Origin of the sequence: Streptomyces katrae (assembly GCF_000966975.1) — a bacterium.
GTDB classification, from domain to species: domain Bacteria; phylum Actinomycetota; class Actinomycetes; order Streptomycetales; family Streptomycetaceae; genus Streptomyces; species Streptomyces katrae.
Map to the genome: position 1 here is coordinate 1 of NZ_JZWV01000366.1, position 3,827 is coordinate 3,827.

At 72.7% G+C, this 3,827-nt stretch carries 5 protein-coding genes and 1 pseudogene; all 6 read right to left on the reverse strand.

Features of this window, described 5'->3' with window-relative positions; translation table 11 throughout:
* Positions 1-92: 92 nt before the first annotated feature.
* The gene (nusB, locus tag VR44_RS14195; protein WP_045947840.1) at positions 93-527 is read right to left on the reverse strand and encodes a transcription antitermination factor NusB; all 435 of its coding nucleotides are present in this window, start codon (positions 525-527) and stop codon (positions 93-95) included.
* 2 nt (positions 528-529) lie between these two features.
* Positions 530-1,096 (reverse strand): elongation factor P, encoded by a 567-nt coding sequence (gene efp / locus VR44_RS14200; RefSeq protein ID WP_042813990.1) that lies wholly within the window; start codon positions 1,094-1,096, stop codon positions 530-532.
* 59 nt (positions 1,097-1,155) lie between these two features.
* The gene (locus tag VR44_RS14205) at positions 1,156-2,262 is read right to left on the reverse strand and encodes an aminopeptidase P family protein (RefSeq protein WP_045947841.1); all 1,107 of its coding nucleotides are present in this window, start codon (positions 2,260-2,262) and stop codon (positions 1,156-1,158) included.
* 82 nt (positions 2,263-2,344) lie between these two features.
* Entirely contained in the window at positions 2,345-3,079 is a 735-nt protein-coding gene (locus tag VR44_RS14210) for an AAA family ATPase (RefSeq protein ID WP_245691796.1), read from the reverse strand.
* Positions 3,080-3,135: 56 nt separating this feature from the next.
* On the reverse strand, positions 3,136-3,576 hold the full coding sequence (gene aroQ, locus VR44_RS14215) for a type II 3-dehydroquinate dehydratase (RefSeq protein WP_045947843.1): 441 nt from the start codon (positions 3,574-3,576) through the stop codon (positions 3,136-3,138).
* Positions 3,573-3,827 (reverse strand): annotated as a pseudogene (locus VR44_RS14220) (3-dehydroquinate synthase); the annotation flags it as partial. The gene aroQ and the pseudogene VR44_RS14220, both read right to left, overlap by 4 nt.

Sequence of the window (3,827 nt, forward strand, 5' to 3'; positions counted from 1 at the left end):
CTGTGCGCCCCTGCCGTCCGCCGGGCGGGCATACGGAAGGGCCCGCGACGCGGAACGTCGCGGGCCCTTCCGTATGGTGCGCGGTGCGCGCGTCAGCCCTCGCCGCGGCGCAGGCTGGGCTTCAGGTCCTTGAAGCGGGCCAGCAGGCCGTTGACGAACGCCGGCGAGTCGTCCGTGGAGAACTCCTTCGCCAGCTGCACCGCCTCGTCGATCGCCACGGCGTCCGGGGTCTCGTCGACCCAGATCAGCTCGTAGGCGCCCAGCCGCAGGATGTTCCGGTCGGCGACCGGCATGCGGTCGAGCTCCCAGTCCACGGCGTAGGTGACGATCAGGTCGTCGATGCGGTTCACCTTCTCGGCGTAGCCCTCGACGAGGTCCATCGTGAAGGCGTTGACCGGCGGCTGCCGGACGTCCGCATTCGCGTGCCGGATCCAGTCCGCGAGGACCTCGCGCACGGGGACGTCGCGCTGGTCGGCCTCGAAGAGGATCTGGAAAGCGCGCTTGCGCGCGTTGCTCCGGGCAGCCACGGTTAGCTGTTCACCCGGCCGAGGTAGGCGCTGGTGCGGGTGTCGACCTTGATCTTCTCGCCGGTGGTGACGAAGAGCGGGACCTGGATCTCGTGGCCGGTCTCCAGCTTGGCGGGCTTGGTGCCGCCGGTGGAGCGGTCGCCCTGGACGCCCGGGTCGGTGTGCTCGATGGTCAGCTCGACGGCGGCCGGGAGCTCGACGTAGAGCACCTCGCCCTCGTGCTGCGCGACCGAGGCGGTGAAGCCCTCGATGAGGAAGTTGGCGGCGTCGCCGACGGCCTTGCGGTCGACCATCAGCTGGTCGTAGGTCTGCATGTCCATGAAGACGAAGTAGTCGCCGTCCATGTACGAGAACTGCATGTCACGGCGGTCGATCGTGGCGGTGTCGACCTTCGTGCCGGCGTTGAAGGTCTTGTCGACGACCTTGCCGGAGAGCACGTGCTTGAGCTTGGTGCGCACGAAGGCCGGGCCCTTGCCGGGCTTGACGTGCTGGAACTCGACGACGGACCAGAGCTGGTCACCGTCGAGCTTGAGCACCATGCCGTTCTTGAGGTCGTTCGTGGAAGCCACGGTTACGCAATCTCCTGCACTGGAAGACCAGGGAGGCGCACTCGGTCCGCCGCGGCGGACTACAGTGCGAGCAGCTCCTTGGTCGTAATGGTGAGTAGCTCGGGACCGCCGTCCGCCTCGGGGCGCACGACGAGCGTGTCATCGATCCGGACACCTCCCCGGCCGGGGAGGTGAACCCCCGGTTCGACGGTGACCGGCACGCAAGCGTCCAGTTTACCCATTGCCGTAGGTGCAAGCTGCGGGTCCTCGTCGATTTCGAGGCCGACCCCGTGTCCCGTGCAGCCCGCGAGGGCCTCGCCGTACCCCGCCGAGTCCAGTACGGACCGCGCCGCGTGGTCGACCTCGCGGTAGGCGGCGCCGGGCAGCAGTGCCTCCCGGCCGGCCCGCTGGGCGGCGAAGACGAGGTCGTACAGCTCGATCTGCCAGTCGGCCGGCGTGGTGCCGATCACGAAGGTGCGGCCGATCTCGCAGCGGTAGCCCCGGTAGTTGGCGCCGAGGCAGACGGACAGGAAGTCGCCCTCCTCCACCCGCCGGTCCGAGGGCCGGTGCCGGGAGCGGCCGGAGTGCGGGCCGGTGCCGACGGAGGTGGGGAAGGCCGGGCCGTCCGCGCCGTGGTCGACGAGGCGGCGTTCCAGCTCCAGGGCCAGGTGGCGTTCGGTGCGCCCGACCAGGATCGACTCCAGCAGCTCGCCGAGGGCCTGGTCGGCGATCTCGGCGGCGATGCGCAGGCAGGCGATCTCCTCCTCGTCCTTGACGAGCCGCTGCTGCTCCACGGCGGTGCCCAGGTCGGCCAGCCGCAGCCGGGGCGCGACGGAGCTCACGGCGCGGTGCCGGGCGACGGTGAGGTGGTGTTCCTCGACGGCGAGGGAGTCCGCCCGCACGGCGGCGGCACGGTCGGCCGCGGCCACCGCCGGATCGGCCCCGGGGCCGCCCAGCAGGCTGAGCGTCAGCCCCTCGTCCAGGCGCCCCTCGTCGGCCTCGCTCGTGGGCGGGGCGGCGCAGAACAGCTCGTCATCGGCGGGCCCGACCAGCAGTACGGCGCCCAGCGGGGACGCCCCGGCGAGGTAGCGGACGTTCGCCGGACGCGTGATCAGGGCGGCGGAGTTGCCCGCGGCGGCGCAGCGCTCGCGGAGCAGGCCCCTGCGGGCCGCGTACACGTCTGACATGTCTTCGAGCCTACGAGCGCCCCGCGCATCCGGCCCGGCGAGCGCGTCCGGACGGGCCCGCGCCGGCCCTCCCCCACGCCCCCTACCAGCGCGGAGGGCTCGCCAGGGCCCGGGCGAGGGCCTCGTCCAGGGCGCGGGCGGTGGCTTCCACGTCCAGGTGGGAGTTGTCGATGATGGGCAGCCCGGAGCCGTACCAGCCGGCCATCCGGCCGTGGATGCGGGCGACCTCCTCGTCGGACAGGCGCCGGTTGCCGGAGCGGGCGGCGTTGCGGTCGAGGACGATCTCCAGGCCGGGCAGCAGCACGACGGGGAGCAGGGCGGGTCCCACGTGGCGCTTCCAGCCGCCGAGGCCGACCACGGGCCGGTCGGGGAAGACGGCGTCGTCGAGGATGCAGGAGATGCCGTTGGCCAGGAAGTTGCGGGCGGCGAAGCCGCAGGTGCGGCGGGCGAGGCGGTACTGGGCCTCGGAGTGGTCGTTCCAGCCGGCCTGCGGGTCGGCGAAGCCCGAGCGGACCCATTCGCGGACGTCGTCGAGGCTGATGTGCGCGGTCGGCACCGGGCGGGTCGCCGCCCAGTGCCGGGCGACGGTGGTCTTGCCGGCGCCCGCCGGGCCGATGAGCAGCACGGCGAGCGTGGCACCGCCCGTTCCCCCGGCGGGGGGAGCGGGCGGCGCGGGTGCGGCGGGGGGCAGCGGGATGTGCCCGGTCGCCTCGGGCACCGGGGCCGCCGGCCAGCCCTGCGCGGGGGGTATCGGCGGTGGCGGGGGTGCCGCCGGGTGCTGTCCCGGCGGACCCCAGCCCCCCACTCCGTGCTGCATCCTCGCCACTCCGTCTCGTTCAGGCCCGTTCGGGCGACTGATGCGAGAACGTTATCTCAGCCCGTGACCTCTTCGGCCAGCGCGCGCAGCGCCAGCCGGTAGGAGCCCAGGCCGAAGCCCGCGACGGTACCGGTGGCCACGGCCGCGATGACCGAGGTGTGCCGGAACTCCTCCCGGGCGTACGGGTTGGAGATGTGCACCTCGATCAGCGGGGCGGTGCGCTGGGCGGCGGCGTCGCGCATAGCGTACGAGTAGTGCGTGAAGGCGCCCGGGTTGATCACGACCGGGATCTTCCCGTCCGCCGCCTCGTGCAGCCAGCGGACGAGCTCGCCCTCGTCGTTGGTCTCGCGGACCTCGACGTCGAAGCCGAGTTCGGCGCCCAGGGTGCGGCAGCTCTCGACCAGGCCGGCGTACGAGGTGGCCCCGTAGACGTCGGGCTCGCGGGAGCCGAGCCGGCCCAGGTTCGGGCCGTTCAGCACCAGGACGGGGCGGCTCACGCCGACACCTCGCCGTACGCGGCGATCAGGTGGGCCGGGTCGGGGCCCTCCAGGACGGTCGGCTTGCCCAGTCCGTCGAGGACGATGAAGCGCAGCAGGTTGCCGCGGGACTTCTTGTCGACCTGCATGGTCTGGAGCAGCTTGGTCCACTGGTCGCCGCGGTAGGTCAGCGGCAGTCCGACGGAGGCGAGGACGGCCTTGTGGCGGTCGGCCGTGGCGTCGTCCAGGCGCCCGGCGAGGCGGCCGAGTTT